13 protein-coding genes are annotated in these 15,421 nt (G+C 51.3%); 9 read left to right on the top strand and 4 right to left on the bottom strand.

Features of this window, described 5'->3' with window-relative positions; genetic code table 11:
* Positions 1-47 precede the first annotated feature (47 nt).
* The 3 genes from ACJMNB_RS09850 to ACJMNB_RS09840 are packed head-to-tail and all read right to left on the bottom strand — an operon-like array spanning position 48 to position 2,957.
* On the bottom strand, positions 48-1,487 hold the full coding sequence (locus tag ACJMNB_RS09850; protein ID WP_405341951.1) for an NCS2 family permease: 1,440 nt from the start codon (positions 1,485-1,487) through the stop codon (positions 48-50).
* A 58-nt stretch (positions 1,488-1,545) separates the two neighbouring features.
* Positions 1,546-2,070, bottom strand: coding sequence for an adenine phosphoribosyltransferase (locus tag ACJMNB_RS09845; RefSeq protein WP_405341949.1), 525 nt, complete (start codon positions 2,068-2,070; stop codon positions 1,546-1,548).
* Positions 2,067-2,957 (bottom strand): TIGR01212 family radical SAM protein, encoded by an 891-nt coding sequence (locus ACJMNB_RS09840; protein ID WP_405341947.1) that lies wholly within the window; start codon positions 2,955-2,957, stop codon positions 2,067-2,069. The genes ACJMNB_RS09845 and ACJMNB_RS09840 overlap by 4 nt, the downstream gene beginning before the upstream one ends.
* Positions 2,958-3,067: 110 nt before the next feature.
* Here ACJMNB_RS09840 and ACJMNB_RS09835 point away from each other — a divergent pair, with 110 nt between their 5' ends.
* From ACJMNB_RS09835 to ACJMNB_RS09820, 4 genes are all read left to right on the top strand, one after another.
* Positions 3,068-3,859, top strand: coding sequence for a hypothetical protein (locus tag ACJMNB_RS09835; protein WP_405341945.1), 792 nt, complete (start codon positions 3,068-3,070; stop codon positions 3,857-3,859).
* Positions 3,860-3,877: 18 nt separating this feature from the next.
* Positions 3,878-5,518 carry a PCMD domain-containing protein gene (locus tag ACJMNB_RS09830; RefSeq protein WP_405341943.1) on the top strand — a complete coding sequence of 547 codons (1,641 nt, stop codon included), beginning with the start codon at positions 3,878-3,880 and terminating at the stop codon, positions 5,516-5,518.
* 63 nt (positions 5,519-5,581) lie between these two features.
* Positions 5,582-7,075: an ABC transporter substrate-binding protein/permease gene (locus ACJMNB_RS09825; protein WP_405341941.1), complete on the top strand. Its 1,494-nt coding sequence runs from the start codon at positions 5,582-5,584 to the stop codon at positions 7,073-7,075.
* On the top strand, positions 7,065-7,811 hold the full coding sequence (locus ACJMNB_RS09820) for an amino acid ABC transporter ATP-binding protein (protein WP_405341939.1): 747 nt from the start codon (positions 7,065-7,067) through the stop codon (positions 7,809-7,811). The genes ACJMNB_RS09825 and ACJMNB_RS09820 overlap by 11 nt, the downstream gene beginning before the upstream one ends.
* Before the next feature lie 39 nt (positions 7,812-7,850).
* Here ACJMNB_RS09820 and yfcE read toward each other — a convergent pair whose 3' ends face one another.
* On the bottom strand, positions 7,851-8,417 hold the full coding sequence (yfcE, locus tag ACJMNB_RS09815; protein ID WP_405341937.1) for a phosphodiesterase: 567 nt from the start codon (positions 8,415-8,417) through the stop codon (positions 7,851-7,853).
* A gap of 56 nt (positions 8,418-8,473) precedes the next feature.
* On the opposite strand from yfcE, the gene ACJMNB_RS09810 reads away from it, so the two are divergent.
* The 5 genes from ACJMNB_RS09810 (at position 8,474) to ACJMNB_RS09790 (ending at position 15,404) form a co-directional block, all read left to right on the top strand.
* Complete coding sequence (locus ACJMNB_RS09810; protein ID WP_405341935.1) at positions 8,474-9,367, top strand: hypothetical protein; 894 nt, start codon at positions 8,474-8,476, stop codon at positions 9,365-9,367.
* Positions 9,368-9,494: 127 nt separating this feature from the next.
* Positions 9,495-10,436: a malate dehydrogenase gene (gene mdh / locus ACJMNB_RS09805; protein WP_405341933.1), complete on the top strand. Its 942-nt coding sequence runs from the start codon at positions 9,495-9,497 to the stop codon at positions 10,434-10,436.
* Positions 10,437-10,750: 314 nt separating this feature from the next.
* Positions 10,751-12,730: a family 43 glycosylhydrolase gene (locus ACJMNB_RS09800; protein ID WP_405341931.1), complete on the top strand. Its 1,980-nt coding sequence runs from the start codon at positions 10,751-10,753 to the stop codon at positions 12,728-12,730.
* Positions 12,731-12,782: 52 nt separating this feature from the next.
* Positions 12,783-13,679 (top strand): fibrobacter succinogenes major paralogous domain-containing protein, encoded by an 897-nt coding sequence (locus ACJMNB_RS09795; RefSeq protein ID WP_405341929.1) that lies wholly within the window; start codon positions 12,783-12,785, stop codon positions 13,677-13,679.
* Positions 13,680-13,844: 165 nt separating this feature from the next.
* Complete coding sequence (locus ACJMNB_RS09790) at positions 13,845-15,404, top strand: family 43 glycosylhydrolase (RefSeq protein WP_405341927.1); 1,560 nt, start codon at positions 13,845-13,847, stop codon at positions 15,402-15,404.
* Positions 15,405-15,421 lie beyond the last annotated feature (17 nt).

The raw sequence follows: 15,421 nt of genomic DNA, 5'->3' as shown, positions 1-15,421 counted from the left end.
AATGCACTCTTTACGAGTGCAAATTTAGTAATCTACCAACTAAAATCCTACATCAAAGCGTATTTCAGCAAGAATATCACGGTGAGCGTAATCATGACCCAGTGGACATTCTTGATTTTTCCGGTAAGAGCGTTCACGAAGGTGTAAGAAATTACGCCGAGCATGATGCCATCCGAAATCGAGTAAGAAAGGGGCATGGCAATCATGCACACGAAAGCGGGAATGGCCTCGCGCAGGTTGGTAAAGTCAATCTTTGCGATGGATGTCATCATGAAGAAGCCCACGAGGAAGAGGGCCGGTGCTGTCGCAAAGCCGGGGATGGCGAGGAACACCGGAGCAAAAAGCAGGGATAGCAAGAAGAATAAGCTGACCGATACGGCTGTGAGGCCAGTTTTTCCACCGAAGGCGACACCGGCGGCACTTTCTACGTAAGTGGTGGTGGTCGAGGTACCCATGACAGCGCCTGTTGCGGTGGCGATGGCGTCGGCAGAGAGTGCCCTGGAAATGCGGGGAAGCTTGCCGTCTTCGGTCAGGAATCCGCCACGGAGGGAGACGCCGATGAGGGTGCCCAAGGTATCGAAAAGGTCCACAAAGAAGAAGGCGAAAATCACCACGAAGAAGTCAAGCGACTTGAGGAGGGAAAATCCTTGGCCCACGATGGCATCGCCGCGGGTGTGCGTCCAGGAATCGGGGTTGAACAAGGCTCCGCAGGTGACTCCGAAGTCCTGGAAAGAACGTTCCAAGCTCTGGAAGTAATTGCTGAAATTGGGAATGACGGAGTGGAAACCTTCTTCTGCGTTTGGCACATAAATACCCGCAAATTCGGTTATGATGCCCACGAGCCAGGTGGCGAAAATTCCAAGCAGAATCGCGCCTCGGATTCCTTTAATCAAGAATGCCGAAGTAATGATGATGCCAAGCAGTGTAAGGATGGCCCAGATTCCGTTGGTATGCATATCGACATCGTGGAAATTGATGAGGCCGACAATGGTGGCGTTGTTGGCGACCACGATTTTTCCGCCCTGCAGGGCAATGAAGGCGATGAATATGCCGATGCCTACCGCTACGGCGGCTTTGAGAGAAAGGGGGATGCTGTTGAATAGTTTTTCGCGTACGGGAACAACGGAGAGTATTAAGAACAGGATGCCTTCGACAAAGACGGCAAGCAAGGCAAATTGCCAGCTGTAACCCATGCTGAGTACGACCGTGTAGCTAAAGAAGGCGTTGATGCCGAGGCCCGGGGCCAAGGCGAAGGGGTAGTTGGCTACAAAACCCATCAAGGCGGAACCCACCGCGGCAGCGATGATGGTGGCGATAAATACGCCGCCCCTGGGCATGCCCGATGCAGACAGAATGTCCGGGTTTACGGCTAGAATGTAGGCCATGGCCATAAAAGTCATGAGGCCAGCCAGCATTTCGTGATGGATGCTGGTGTTGTTTTCACTTAATTTGAAGAACCTCTCGAGAAAGAATAATTCCTTTTTCATTTCTCGACCGGCTTTGTATAAGAATGTTCCTTTTTTCTCCTTCATGAGCACCTCTTATTTAATGTCCTGGAAATTTCGTGAGCGATTCAACTCGATATTCGTTGAGCTTTTCGCGCCCCTTTAAATCAAAAAGCTCTATTACAAAAATACAACATTCGATGGTGCCACCCAGCTTTTCGAATAGCGTGGCGGCCGCCTTGGCAGTGCCTCCGGTGGCAAGAAGGTCATCGACGATAATTACGCGTTGCCCGGGCTTGATAGAATCCTTGTGGATTTCGATGCTGGTACTGCCATATTCCAGGTCGTAATCGGTGCCCACGGTTTCGCGGGGGAGTTTGCCTTTTTTACGGACCGGAACAAAAGGTTTGTGGAAATGTTCTGCGACAGAGACTCCGAACAGGAATCCACGGGCTTCAAGGCCTGCAACTACATCAAATTCTACGTTTTCAAGAGCCTTGTATAGCGTGTCGAGGGTGAGCTTGAGTCCATCGGCGTCGGCAAGAATCCCTGTGACATCGCGAAAGAGAATTCCCGGTTTCGGAAAATCCGGCACAGAAACGATATAGTCTTCTATTTTCTTCATAACTCCTTCCCACTCAAAATTTTTTCAACAGTCGCGATAATCTTGTCGCGTTCGCCGCACCAGTCGGGGGCAATGAGCATATCGCTGGGGCTTTCACCGCTGAATCGTTCGATGGCGGTTTCGGGACCGATAATCTTGATCATGGCGGCCACCGCTTCGCAGTATTCTTCGAACTTGAGTAACTTGATTTCACCTGCGGAAAAGTCCTGCGCCATGGCGGTGCCGGCCACGATATGCAGCGGGTGAATCTTGACGGCGGCGAGGTGCAGGTCGTGCACCACCTGGGCGGTTTTTTCAAAATCGCCCAGCGTCTCACCGGGAAGCCCCACAATCACGTGCGTGGTGACGGTGAGACCCGCCGCCTGACAGCGCTTGACGGCGTCTTCGAATTCGGCGAGGGTATGCCTGCGGTTGATGGCCGCAAGGGTCAAGTCGTTTGCGGTCTGCAAGCCGATTTCTACGATGATGGGCTTCTTGCGATTGAGTTCCGCCAGGTATTCCACCTTTTCGTCTTCGAGGCAGTCCGGGCGGGTGCCGATGGCGAGCCCTGCGATCTCCTTGTGCTTGATAATCGGGTCGATAATGCCCTTCAAGTGCTCCAGCGGGGCGTGGGTATTCGTGTACGGCTGCAAGTAAGCCAAAATCCCTGCGTTCGGGTATTTTTCGCGAAGTTTCGGCACGAATTTGTCGAGCTGTTCCTGAATCGAAACCTTCGCCTGGTCAAATACCGGACTGAAACTGCGGTTATTGCAGTAGCTGCAACCCGAAAATCCCTTGGTTCCGTCCAGGTTCGGGCAATTCATGCCGCCGTTCAGCGGGAGTTTGCGCACCTTCAGGTAATTCGGGAAAAGTTTTAGCAATAAGTCGCGGTAGGGAGTGTAGTGCATAGGGGACAATATAGTATTTAGTGAATCGCAGGCTGTAGACCATAAGAAGTAGACAGTGATGCTAGGTGGTGTACCTAAGGGAAATGTAAATTTTAGTTATATTTTGACCTATGGTGTCTAGGTTATTTTTTGTCTTACTGGTGTCGCTTTTCCTGTCCAATGCGTGGGCGCAGACTTCAGGTGATTCAACTGCTGTAGCTCCTGTAAAATCCGGTTCTGCTGAAAAGGGCGGGCTTCTTGGCAACCTTCATACAGTTCAAGAGGACGAAGCGATCCATCGTGGAAACATCTTGATGGGTGCCACATTATTCTTGCTGCAGGGGGAATCGGATGAAGATGCCCTGAATATCATTTTTGGCGATATTTATAAGGCCGAAGGCTACACCTTTACTGCCGAAGGCTTTGGCGGCTATTTTATCCGTGATGCAATTGCGATTGGTGCCCGAGTGGGATATAGCCGTACTTTTGTGGATATCGATTTCTCAATCCTCGAAGACATTGCAGATGTCAAGCAACATCGCAAGTATGTGAGCAACGGATTCTTTGTGCAACCGTTCCTCAAAAATTACTTGAAGGTTTTTGATTCGAGAACCATCTATTTCTTTAATGAGACTTCGCTCAAGGTGGAATATTCCTACGGAATTTCGCAGTCCGATGATGGTGAAGAGATGTCCAAGACAAAAAATCATGGCTGGACGTTTAATTTCGGCATCAATCCGGGTTTAAGCATTATGGTTCTTGACCGACTGGCCTTTGAAACTTCGGTGGGACTTTTGGGTCTGAGTTCTTCGTTTATGGAAATCGAAGAAAACGGGGAGTCTCGCAGCGAAGTCCTGTACAATATTGTGAATTTCAAGATTAATTTGCTGGCCTTGGATTTTTCGCTGGTTTATTTCTTTTAATAAGTGATGAGTGCTGATATGAAAAAGTGGATTTTCCTTGCTTTGATGATGGTTCTTGGCGCATGTACCGCCGACTACGACACGTTTGATACGTCGGATTATCGCGAACTGAAGGATATTGGCGTTGCTGAACAAGATGGCTCGCCGGCGATTTATTCGGAGCAACATCGCATTGAATTTGACTTGGTGGAAGTTCCCGATTCGCTTGACACCTGGGAATCGGTGATCCTTGATGTGCTCGACATGAGCCATTTTGCGACCCTCCACCTCGTAGAAGACAAGATTAAAAATTTCCCGGCAGATTCGGCAGGGCTTGATTCCCTTGCCGAAAAGGTGAAGTATTCCAAGAAAACCATTGAACAAGGCGAAATAATTCAGATTCCTTCTAGCCATGTGCTTTATGTGGTGGTGGTTTCTGAAAGCGGGAAAAAGTCCATTTGGCAGTTGAAATTCAATATTCCGGACGTGGAACCCGAAAGCGCTGAGCCCGAGTCTAGCAGTTCCGCAGAAGGTAAATCTGGAAAATCCAGTAGCTCCGCGTCTACAAAATCCAGCAGCTCCGAAAAGAGAGGCAAGTCCAGTAGTTCGGAGTCCAAGGACACTTCCAGCAGTTCTAAAAAATCTGATAACCCGGATAGCCCTGCTTCCGAGACTCCCAAGATTCTCTCCCTTTCTATTGCCGGAAAGGACGCCGTTATCGATGAAGAAAACAAGTCTATTCATGTGGACGACTTTGAATTCCGTACGGATTTGACGGATCTTGAACTTACGGATATGGAACTTTCGGAAGGCGCGTTGGCCAATGTGACCGTGGGCGAGTCCTACGATTTTGGCATGGGCGTGCAGGTGAAGGTGACGAACGAAGATGATGAAAGCGTCATCTACTCAGTGAAGGCCGGCTACCAGTTGCCGGGCTCAAATTTCAATTCCTGGAATAAAAACGATGTCACGCCGGATTCTATTTGGGGCAACGCCAACACGATTGTGGAAACGACGAAAAAGGTGACTTCGGGCTCCATGATCGGTGCTGAAATTAAGACTGCATCAGCTCTTATCAAAATGGCAAGTGGAAGTCTTTATACGGCGGACTTTAACCCCAATGGCGTGGGCACCCTTTCGATGGCTAGTTCCAAGACATGGCCCGACGGCAATGAACTTCTGGACTTCGGCAAGCCCTTTGCTGCAAGGCCCGAATATATGGAAGTCAAGTTCAGCTACGACGGCAAGGGCGACAGCTGCGATATCTATATCCTGCTTGAAAACCGCACGGGCAACAAGAATGTGAACCGCAAGTCTACCGATGTCAACACGTTGGTGGCCTCGGCCTGGTTCCGTTCCACCAAGGCTGACAATTCCGGCCGCGAAAATCCGGATGTGGTAAGTGTTTCTGAACCCGATGAAAATGGAATGCGCACGCTTCGCCTGAAGCTCAAGTACGGCGAGCCTCTTGAAGGTTCCCCCATCGAAAATTCCTCGACTTTCGATACGACTTTGAAATCTTCGCATAAGTCCGCCATCAATAACGGCCTTGTACAGGGAACGGGGGAGGAGCCTGTAACCCATATTCGCGTGGTTTTTGCCTCCAGTGCCGACGGCAACCATTACGAGGGCGTAGAGGGGGCAACCTTGATTGTTGATGATTTGAAATTGATTTATTAAATAAAACTCACAAGGGGTTCCCAAACCAAGGCCTTTTAACTAACTTTTTGATAAGGTTAAAAGATGATGAGAAAATTCCTATTCCCAATCCTCATAGCGATTTATTCACTCGCTTTGGTTTCTTGCGAAAGCAAGCAGGCGGTAATCCCCAATAAAGTCTACTGCATTAACGATCTCGGCCACAAGAAGGTGGGCGTGCAGATTGGCAATACCGCCGACATTTACGCCTCGGATTTCGGTGGCGATACGGCAAAAATCGATGTGGACCGCTACACGAAACTGGCCGATGCCGTGCAGGCCTTGATGCAAGGGAAGATTGATGCGGTCTTGAGCGATGACCAGCCGGCCAAGGCGTTTGTGCGCCAGAATCCGTCGCTCCGCATTCTGGAAGAAGTCTTTGTCGAAGAAATGTACGCGGGCGTGGTCGCGAAGGGCAACGAAGCGCTTCTTGATACGGTGAACCAGGCGCTTGCCCAGATGAAGCTGGATGGAACCTACGATTCCCTTTTCAATACCTACATCAACCGCACGGGCAATTTCCATTACCAGAAGAAGGTGACCGAAGGCCCGAAGCTGGTGCTTTCGACGAACGCCCAGTTCCCGCCCTACGAATACTATGAAAATGCCAAGGTGGTGGGCTTTGACATCGAAATTGTCAACTACATCGCCGACTTCATGAACCGCACGGTGGAAATTCAGGACATTGAATTCGACGCGATTATCAATGCGGTTGCCTCGGGCAAGGCCGATGTGGGCTTTGCGGGCTTTACCGTGACCGAAGAACGCAAGAAGTCCATCAACTTTACGACGCCCTATACGCTATCCAAGATTGTGGTGATTGTCCGCGGTGATGAGGTGGTTGAAAGCGAGGAATCCTTTGGCGATCACCTGTACAAGAACTTTGTGAAGGATGCCCGCTGGAAGTTCATTGTCACGGGTCTTTGCAATACGCTGATTATTTCGTTCTTTGCAGCCCTTCTCGGAATCTTGATTGGTTTTGTGATTGCGCAGATTCGCACCAGCAATGAATTCAATGGCCGCCTTAAGATCCTGAACGGAATCGCCAAGGTGTACCTCGCGGTGATTCGCGGTACGCCGATGATGATCCAGCTGCTCATCATCTATTACATCGTCTTCTCGTCTGTGAACGTGAACAAGATTTTGGTGGCGATTGTGGCTTTCGGCGTGAACTCGGGTGCCTACGTTTCTGAAATCATCCGCAGCGGCATCAAGGGCGTGGATCCGGGCCAGATTGAAGCGGGCCGTAGCCTTGGTCTCAAGTTCCGTACGATTCTTTACAGCATTGTCTATCCGCAGGCTTTCAAGAACTCGCTCCCCGCGCTTACGAATGAATTTATTTCGCTCATCAAGGAAACCTCTATTTGCGGCTACATCGGCCTGACCGATTTGACCCGCGGTGGCGACATTATCCGCAGTATGACTTATGAGGCCATGCTCCCGCTCCTTGCTGTGGCGGCTATCTACTTTATCCTTGTGGCTGGACTTTCGTCCTGCGTTGCAAAGCTCGAAAAGAGGTTGAAGAAAAATGAACGCTAATGCAGAAACTTTAATCCAGGTCAAGGATCTTTGCAAAGCCTACGGCGATAAGCAGATTCTCAAGGGAATTTCTTTGGACATTCACCGCGGTGACGTGATTGCCATTATCGGCCCGTCGGGTTGCGGTAAGTCCACCTTCTTGCGCCAGCTGAACTTGCTCGAAAAGCCTACGAGCGGCGATATCCTTTTGGACTGCAAGAGCATTTTGGCTAAGGATGTCTCGAAGCCGAGTGTCCGCAGACGCGTGGGCATGGTGTTCCAGCAGTTCAACCTGTTCAAGAACATGACTGCCCTCAAGAACATCATGTTCGCTCCGGTAAAGCTCGGACTCCTTTCCAAGGCCGATGCCGAGACCCGCGCCAAGGACCTTCTGAAGCGAATTGGGCTCTTGGAACGTGCGGACCATTATCCGGCGCAGCTTTCTGGCGGCCAGCAGCAGCGTGTGGCCATTGCCCGCGCCATGGCGATGCAGCCCGAAGCCATTCTCTTTGATGAACCTACCAGCGCCCTGGACCCTGAAATGGTCGGCGAAGTCCTCAAGATGATGAAGGATTTGGCCAAGACGGGCATGACCATGATTGTGGTGACGCACGAAATGAGCTTTGCCCGCGAAGTGGCAAACCGCGTGCTGTTCTTTGTCGACGGCTACGTCAAGGAAGACGGAACCCCCGAAGAAATCTTCGACAACCCGAAGGATACCCGCCTTAAGGAATTCCTCTCGGCCCTGAAGAAATAATTCGCCTTTTGTCATGCCGGGCTCGACCCGGCATCTTTTTTACAGCTTAATTTCTATGGCGGCCAGTTCCTTGCCGCTTTCCAAATGATGCACGCTGAATCGTGGGGGATTCTTGCCGTCATCATCATACAATCCGACGGTAGGTGGGTTTCCGCCCTTAGGCAGGCTCGTGGAGCCGGGATTCAGGCAATAGACCCCGTCGGCATTCTTTTCGGCAGTGAAAATGTGCGTGTGGCCGGAGAAGTATGCGTCGGCTTTGTAGTGGCTGAACAGGTACGGGTCGTAAAGGTGCCCGTGGCTCATAAAGAGTCGCACTCCGTTTTCTTCGAATTCGGCGTAGTCTGCAAGGCAGGGGAATCCAAGCACCATCTGGTCTACTTCGGCATCGCAGTTGCCGCGAACGGCGGTAATCTTGTCCTTGAGCGGGCTCAAAAGAGCGACAACACCTTGCGGATCGTGTCCGCCGGGGAGCGGGTTGCGGGGCCCGTGATAAAGAAGGTCGCCCAGCAAAAAGATTCGTTCGCAGCCGAATTTTTCGAGGTAAGAAAGCGCCTTTTTGCAGGCGTAAGCAGAACCGTGAATATCAGAAAGAACAAGAGTACGCATAGATGATTCAAATTTCAAAAATTGTCTTGGTCATAATATAGCTATTATTTGAATCAATGAACGTTTTCTACCACCTTCCCGGCCTGTTTGAATTTTATGACTTGTACAAGGCGTTTTTGCCGCTTTTCCGCGAGCACCGGGAATATTTTTACGAGTGGTGTGAAATCGGTTCTATTTACGGTGCGCCTAGCGATTGTCTGTGGGGTGGTGGCCGCGTCGGATTTGGCGATGCGGAGCCCGGTGAAGTTGCCGCACTCATGAAGAAGTACTGCATCTCAGCGCGCTTGACTTTCAGCAATTCTTTGCTCCGCGAAGAGCATCTTGCCGACAAAAAATGTAATGCTTTGTGCGCTCTGTTCGAGAAAAATGGCGAAGCCCCGAGCGGGATTATTGTGCATTCGGATTTGTTGCTGGATTACATCAGGGCGAAGTACCCGGGATTCTATTTCGTTTCTTCAACGACGAAGGTTCTGACAGATTTTGACCAGTTTGAAAAAGAACTGAACCGCGACGATTTCCGCTACGTGGTGCCGGATTTCAGGTTGAACAAGCAGTTTGCCAAGCTGAATGCCCTGACGGCAGCGCAAAAGCAGAAAGTCGAATTCCTGTGCAATGAATGCTGTTGGTTCGGGTGCCACGAGCGCAAAAAGTGCTACGAGAACGTGAGCCTGAAAAACCTCGGCGAAACTCAAGATGACCACGTATGCGCCTCGCCGAACGCAGGGCGCGGCTATCGCTTCTCCGATGCCATGAAAAATCCTGGTTTTATCGGAATCGAGGACATCCAAAACGTGTATGCCCCGCAAGGATTCCGCCACTTTAAAATCGAAGGCCGCAGCCTCGGCAGCGCCCTCATCCTGGAATTTTTGCTCTACTACATGACCAAGCCCGAATACCAGCTCCAAGTCCGCGAAGAAATCTACCTGGACAGCGCGCTAGACTTGTTTTAACGGTCGGCCCTTAGCTTATTTTTTCCGTTTTTCGGCTGTATGGGGCGTTTTCACCATTGTCTGAAACCCGAAAAAGTGCTATATTTGATGCGTAAAATTCTAATTACCTTAAAAGGAAGGTTAAATCATGGCTAGAAAGAAGATTGCACTTGTTGGTGCTGGTCAAATCGGTGGTACAATGGCTCTCGTTATCGCCCAGAAGAACCTTGGCGACGTTGTTCTTATCGACATTCCGCAGACTCAGGGTATGCCTAAGGGTAAGGCCCTCGACATCATGGAAGGCCGCTCTGTCATCAACTCCTCCGTGGATCTTCAGGGTTCTACCGACTACTCTGCTATCAAGGGTGCCGATGTCGTGATCGTTACCGCCGGTTTCCCGCGTATGCCGGGCATGAGCCGCGACGACCTTCTGGATAAGAACTGCGGCGTGATCAAGACTGTTGCCGAAGCCATCAAGGAAAACGCTCCGGATGCATTCGTCATCGTCATCACCAACCCGCTCGACGCCATGGTCTACAACATGCAGAAGCAGTCCGGTCTCCCGGCCAACAAGGTTATCGGTATGGCTGGCGTGCTTGACTCTGCCCGTCTCGCTTGCTTCGTCGCAGACGAACTCGGCGTGTCTGTCGAAGACGTGAAGGCCCTCGTGATGGGCGGCCACGGTGACACCATGGTTTCTATCATGGAATGCGTCTCTGTCGGCGGTATCCCGGTTTCTCAGCTCATGAGCAAGGAAAAGTTTGCCGAACTCGCCAAGCGTACCGCCGGTGCCGGTGGCGAAATCGTGAACCTCCTCGGTCGTGGCTCCGCCTTCTACAGCCCGGCTACCTCTGCCGTGCACATGGCTGAAGCCTACCTCCTCGACAAGAAGAGCGTGTTCTCTTGCGCTGCCAAGCTGAACGGCGAATACGGCGTGAACGGCCTCTACTGCGGCGTGCCGGTTGTCGTTGGTGCAAACGGTGTCGAAAAGATCATCGAAGTCAAGATGAGCGCAGAAGAAAAGGCTGCTTTCGACAATTCTGTCGAAGCCTGCCGCAAGAACGCTGAATGGGTCGACGCACATACGTAATGACCGCTCGGCTCTATCGCATTAATTAAAATGTGATATCGCCTCGCTCTCACAACCACGCCTCGTTAATACGAGGCGTTTGTTGTTCACGTGTAATCTTCAATAGAAGGTTTTGAAAAAGTCCCTGGTTTACGCCGGGGATTTTTTTTGTGGTTGCACGAAATGTGGACTTTTTATTTTGCTGTTTTTTGTGGAGTTTGTGGAATTGTCTATTAGAATGTTGAAAATGTAGACTTTTTAATAAAAATTTTTGTTGACTTTTGCCTTTAAATAAGGTATATTAAATACAAACCGTCAGGGAGTATTATATGTGTATGGGATTTCGTGGTGTTTTGGGTTTAGCGATGGCGTTGGGGACCACCGCTACCTTCGCGGCCGATTGGTACGCGAAGGACAATTTGCAACCGGGTCATGACCCGAGCATGGTGCGTTTTGAGGACGGTTACGCCCTCATGAGCACCAACAACAATCTGGAACTGTGGACTTCCGAGGATGCTTATTCTTGGAAGGACCACAAGTCTACGGTGAGCGCCATTCCGCAGTGGGCTTACCAGTATGCGCCGGGTACCGAGGGTATCTGGGCGCCGGATTTGTATTACATGAATGGCGAATTCCGCGCCTATTATTGCGTGTCCGTTTTCGGTAAGCGTTCTTCTGCGATTGGCTATACGGCGACGACATCGATTATGCCGGGTACAAGTGGTTACGGCTGGAAGGACCATGGCCATGTTTTCCACACGACAACTAGCGACAAGTACAACGCGATCGATGCCGACGTTGTGCGTGACACCGAGGGCAATTACTGGATGGCTTTCGGTTCGTTCGGGCTTGGCATTCAGCTGATTAAGTTGGATGCAACTTCGGGTTACCAGGCTAGCGACGACAAGACTGTTTACAACATTGCTCGCCGCACGAGCAAGGCTAGCGAAGGTGCCGAAGAAGGCCCGAGCCTGATCGAACATAACGGTCAGTATTTCTTGTTTGCAGCTTGGGACAAGTGCTGCCAGCAGGGCGCAAACATTGAACAGACCACATACAAGACCGCTTACGGCCGCGCCGACAAGGTGACGGGACCTTACAAGGATCGCGCTGGTTACGATATGGCTACCGGCGGCGGCACGATTTTGCTTGAACGCTATGGGCGCTACGTGGGCCCGGGCGGCGGCGAAGCCTTCCAGGACTTGAACCGTGTGCGCTTTGTGCATCATTATTACGATTTGAATGGCGACAAGTTCAACCACATCCATATTCGCGACGTGGTGTTCACCGACGACAACTGGGTGGAAATGGGGCAGCCATTCCTCGGACGTTATTTGAGTGCCGAAGTGGAACATGGCGTGTTGACTCGCGCTGTTTCGGGCGATTTGGCCATTACCCGCAGCAATACGGCCTCTAACGGCGAATACCTGGCTTACGTGAATACGGAAGGCTCCAAGATTCACTTGCCCATGAACATTATGCAAGCGGGCGAGTACCTGCTGCGCTACCGCTACGCAAACGGCGGCGATGCAGCTGCAAACCACAAGGTGACTGTCAACGGAAAGTCTCAGACGGTGGCGCTTCCGCCCACGGGTTCTTGGGGCACGTTCCCTGAAAAGTCCGTGGTGATGGTGTCGGCAACCCTCAAGCGTGGCGGTAACTTTATCGATATCGAACCGTCGCCCAACGGCAATTTTGCAGAACTGGATCGCATCGATTTTCTGCGCGTGATTCGCGATACCATTCCGGCAAACGGCTTTGACAACGGCATTCGCGTGCGCCTCACGAAGGATGACGAACTCGCCATCAAGGACGGCGGCTACGCCATTTTCGAAAACGTGGTGACGGATTCCATTAAGTCTCAGGAAGTTTCTATCCAGGTGAAGAGCGTTACGGGTGGCAAGCTCAGCATTCGCGACGGCAAGAAGGACGGATTCGTTCTTTCGGAATGCGAACTGGTGGCGGCCAATGCAAAGTCGACAGCTAACGGCTGGACGCAAGTTGCCTGCTCGAACATCAAGAGCCTTGGCGGCGTGAAGGATTTCTACTTGACGGCATCGGGTGTTTCGGGCGAAGTGCTTGTCAAGAATATCGTTTTTGCGGCCTCGTCTGGGGAAATCGTTTGCAATCAGGCCCCGTGCGGTGACCCGATTTCCAGTTCGAGTGGCTCTGACATTACCTCGAGTTCTTCGAATACGACCGCAATTGCCCCGCGTGCAATTCGCCACGATTCTCAGATGCCCGCCCGCAAGGCCTACCGCGATCTGAAGGGCCGCTCCTTCGACAAACAAATTCCGTATCGGGTGATGTTTTAGGGGAATTATCTAAATTGCGTTTGTAGAAACATCAATTTAGATAGGAGGATGTGTGAAGAACCTTAATCACGTCATTGCGAGCATCGCGAAGCAATCTATTTGTGAACTTGTTCTTGTGGCGGGTCTTTTTCTCGTAGCTTGCAGTGGTGAAGACGGTAGTTCTGCTCCGCGCCCGGACGACGATTCTTCGGTTGAATCGTCTTCGTCCAGCGTCACACCGAAGTCGAACGATAGTGAGACAAGTGTGTCTAGTAGCAGTTTTGCAACGTCTTCTAGTTCGGCTGCTTTGGCGACGCCATGCAAGACAGAAACCGAAGACAACTGCGAGTATGGTGAGTTGGTGGATGATCGCGATGGTCAGACTTACAAGACTGTGAAAATCGGCGACCAATGGTGGATGGCGGAAAATCTGAATTACGCCTATTTGCAGCCCACAAAGACTTTAGACTCTTCCAGTTTCTGCTATAATGATAGTGCTAGTTATTGTGAAAAATATGGTCGGCTTTATTTATGGAGTACAGCCATGGACAGCGCGGGTACATGGAGTGCGAACGGCAAGGACTGTGGCAATGAAGTGGAATGCTCGCCGACATATCCTGTTCGCGGTGTTTGTCCCGAAGGTTGGCGCTTGCCTAGCGAGGACGATTGGGACACTTTGATCGACGTTGTCGGTGGACAATCTGTTGCCGGCGCAAAACTCAAGTCCACATCTGGTTGGAACGGTAGCGGCAACGGCACAGATGCCTTCGGACTTTCGGTGTTGCCTGCTGGCGTCGTGTCCTACGATGGGGATTACGGTAGCGAGGGATACAGCACGGGATTTTGGAGCTCTACTGAGTACATCAGTAGCCTCGCGTACTGTATGGAATCGAGCTACATTATCGACAATGGGTATGTGAACGTCTGTAATAAGTACTTGGGGTACTCTGTCCGTTGCCTCAAGGACTGACGCTATCCGGGGGTGTTAGGGGGCGGAGCCCCTTAGGAGAAGGGGTAGCGTAAGATCCGGCTAGATCCTTCGACTTCGCAACTTCGTTGCTTCGCTCAGGATGACACAGCCGGGGCTGAAGCGAGGGGGAGGCTTCCCCCACAAAAATAAAGGTAAAGGGATGTTATGAAAAGGTTGTGTGTCATTTCTTCTTTGACGGCTGCGGCTTGTTTCGCGGCGAATCCGCTCACTACGGATTTCTATTCAGCCGATGCGGCTGCTCTCGTGCATAACGACAGCTTGTTTATTTTTGCGGGCCACGACGAACAGGGCCCCCAGGGCAATAACAACAAGGCGTTCATCATGAACGACTGGCACGTGCTCGTGACCGATGACATGGAAAATTACCATGATTACGGTGCCGTGCTCAGCGTGAAAACATTCAAGTGGGCAAACGCCAGCGCCTTTGCGGGTCACTGCGAATACCGTAATGGCAAATTCTATTGGTATGTGGCCGTGCATCACGGGACCATCAAAGAAAACGGGAGCGAAGGCTTCGCCATTGGCGTGGCTGTGGCAGATCACCCGTCGGGCCCGTGGGTCGATGCCATCGGGCAGGCGCTCATTACCGACAATACGCCGAACGATGTGAAGCTCAATATTGACCCTGCAATCTTTTACGATGGCGATGATATCTGGATGTATTGGGGCTCGTGGAATGCGGGCCGTCGCGTAAAGCTCAAAGAGAATATGATTGAGCTGGCGGGCACTCCCGAAGACATCAAGATCAAGGATTTCTTTGAAGCGCCCTGGATGCATAAGTACCGCGGCAATTACTACTTCAGCTATGCCTCGGGTTACCCCTCGACCACGAATTATTCCATGGCTCCGAGCATCAATGGACCTTGGACCCAGATGGGCGTGCTGAACGATAAACTCGACAATTCCGAGACGAACCACCAGGCGATTTTCAAGTATCTCGGGCATTGGTACTTCATGTATCACGGCGCGAATTCTCCGGGTGGCTGGACTTACCGCCGTTCCGTGAATATCGATTATCTGTATTATGATCGTGATGCAGTGATTCAGAAAATCAAGCGTACCACGACGGGTGTAGACAAAGTAAATAACGCCCTGGTTGAAAACGGTGGCTACCGCATGACGGTTTCCCATAGCAACCTCACGCTGGGAGATGAAAACGGAATTGTGGTGCAGCGCCCGCTGGTAGAAGATTCTACGGAGGCCCGCGCCAACAATCAGTTGTGGGTGCTCAAGCAGAGCGAAAAGCGCCGTCATTACACCTTGCAGAATTTTGGTACCGGCCGCTATTATTGCCCGCCTACAGAACTTCTGGATACGGTGAAGACCTCGATGAACGCTTGCGAAATCCGCATTGAAAATGCCTCTGTCAACAAGGGTTATTACCTTTACGGCGATTATGATAGCGATTTCGTGGGTGATGTGCTGAATATTTCGAAGGATTCCGGCATGCCCGTGATTACCTGGGTGCGCGCTGGAACGGATAACCAGAAATTTAAACTGGAAAAGGCTGTGTTGCCGGATACCGCGACAGTGATGTCCAGCTCTAGCGAAATTGCACCGGAAAGTTCTAGCAGCGGAACGACCGCGATTCGCGCCGATGAACTCCGTGACCGCGCAAACCTGCGCTTACCCCAGCGTGCAGGCTACCGCGATCTCAAGGGCCGCCACTATAGCAAACAGATTCCGTATAGAGTGCTGTTCTGAAAAACGCTACAATGCTC

The organism is Fibrobacter sp. (assembly GCF_045131395.1).
In the GTDB taxonomy this organism is placed as follows: domain Bacteria; phylum Fibrobacterota; class Fibrobacteria; order Fibrobacterales; family Fibrobacteraceae; genus Fibrobacter.
The sequence above is the reverse complement of the archived record's forward strand: the minus strand, read 5'-3'. Positions and strand labels throughout refer to the sequence as shown.

What these genes read in the sequence shown, in the direction of transcription:
- ACJMNB_RS09850 (WP_405341951.1), bottom strand. Translation starts at nt 1,487, where the DNA reads ATGAAAAAGGAATTATTCTTTCTCGAGAGGTTCTTCAAATTAAGTGAA.
- ACJMNB_RS09845 (WP_405341949.1), bottom strand. Translation starts at nt 2,070, where the DNA reads ATGAAGAAAATAGAAGACTATATCGTTTCTGTGCCGGATTTTCCGAAA.
- ACJMNB_RS09840 (WP_405341947.1), bottom strand. Translation starts at nt 2,957, where the DNA reads ATGCACTACACTCCCTACCGCGACTTATTGCTAAAACTTTTCCCGAAT.
- ACJMNB_RS09835 (WP_405341945.1), top strand. Translation starts at nt 3,068, where the DNA reads ATGGTGTCTAGGTTATTTTTTGTCTTACTGGTGTCGCTTTTCCTGTCC.
- ACJMNB_RS09830 (WP_405341943.1), top strand. Translation starts at nt 3,878, where the DNA reads ATGAAAAAGTGGATTTTCCTTGCTTTGATGATGGTTCTTGGCGCATGT.
- ACJMNB_RS09825 (WP_405341941.1), top strand. Translation starts at nt 5,582, where the DNA reads ATGATGAGAAAATTCCTATTCCCAATCCTCATAGCGATTTATTCACTC.
- ACJMNB_RS09820 (WP_405341939.1), top strand. Translation starts at nt 7,065, where the DNA reads ATGAACGCTAATGCAGAAACTTTAATCCAGGTCAAGGATCTTTGCAAA.
- yfcE (WP_405341937.1), bottom strand. Translation starts at nt 8,417, where the DNA reads ATGCGTACTCTTGTTCTTTCTGATATTCACGGTTCTGCTTACGCCTGC.
- ACJMNB_RS09810 (WP_405341935.1), top strand. Translation starts at nt 8,474, where the DNA reads ATGAACGTTTTCTACCACCTTCCCGGCCTGTTTGAATTTTATGACTTG.
- mdh (WP_405341933.1), top strand. Translation starts at nt 9,495, where the DNA reads ATGGCTAGAAAGAAGATTGCACTTGTTGGTGCTGGTCAAATCGGTGGT.
- ACJMNB_RS09800 (WP_405341931.1), top strand. Translation starts at nt 10,751, where the DNA reads ATGGGATTTCGTGGTGTTTTGGGTTTAGCGATGGCGTTGGGGACCACC.
- ACJMNB_RS09790 (WP_405341927.1), top strand. Translation starts at nt 13,845, where the DNA reads ATGAAAAGGTTGTGTGTCATTTCTTCTTTGACGGCTGCGGCTTGTTTC.